The following is a 1024-nucleotide window of genomic DNA, read 5'->3' as shown; positions in this document are numbered from 1 at the left end:
TTAGAGCACGAGTTAGTACATGTGAAACAAAAACACACTTTAGATTTATTATTTTTTGAGGTAATGCGCATTGCCCTTTGGTTTAATCCACTAGTATATGTCTACCAAAACAGAATATCAGAAGTGCACGAGTTTATAGCCGACTCTAAAGTGCAAAAAACAAGTAAAAAAGAACAGTATGAGTTGCTGCTGTCTCAATTTTTTGAGACAAAAAATATCTCATTCATCAATCATTTTTATAAATCATCATTAATTAAAAAACGAATAGTTATGTTACAAAAATCAAAATCTGGTAAAGTTTTAAAGTTAAAATATTTAGCATTGGTGCCATTAGTTGCAGGTATGTTATTCTATACCTCTTGTGAAACAGAAAACGACGCTAAAATAGATGCAGTAGAGGCAAAAAGTAGTGTGGATGAGGTAGAAGCCTTAGATGAGGTTGTTATTGTAGGTTACGCTGCAGATCCAAGCACAATACAAACAAATTCTGATGTTAAGCTTATTAAGTATTCAAGCGATGAAGAAGCAAATAATTCAGGGGTTTTTGATGAAGAAGAAGGTGGTTTAGTGCCTTTTTCAACCATAGATATACCACCAGCTTTTCCTGGTAATGAAAATGCAGAAAATCCTAGAGAGAATTTTAATAAGCTCATAAATATGCACATCAGAAAAAACTTTAATTATCCAGAAGAAGCTCAAGAGAAAGGAATACAAGGTAGGGTAAGTGTTAGGTTTATTATAGAAGAGGATGGCTCTGTAAAAAACTTGCAAATGCGTGGTCCAGATAAACTTTTGGTAAATGAGGTTGCACGTATTATTAGCAGACTACCTAAGTTTTCTCCAGGAATGGAAAATGGAAAGGCTGTTAAAGTTCCTTTTTCATTACCAATTACCTTTAGATTAAAGTAATAAAAATTTAAATAAGGATGATACAGTATATAGTTTTAGTGGTAACATTTCAGTTGTTGTTTTTGGCAATTTATGATTTGTTTTTAAAAAAGGAGACTTTTTTTCAGAGCAACCG

The 1024-nt window shown here is 32.3% G+C and carries 1 protein-coding gene; it reads left to right on the top strand.

The annotated features are described in order from the left end of the window. Positions 1–909: M56 family metallopeptidase (locus tag BT107_RS17345; protein ID WP_139254351.1), on the top strand; the 909-nt coding region annotated here is incomplete at its 5' end. Positions 910–1024: the final 115 nt, after the last annotated feature.

Origin of the sequence: Cellulophaga fucicola (genome assembly GCF_900119145.1) — a bacterium.
GTDB lineage: Bacteria > Bacteroidota > Bacteroidia > Flavobacteriales > Flavobacteriaceae > Cellulophaga > Cellulophaga fucicola.
This window is presented reverse-complemented; position numbering and strand designations above follow the sequence as displayed.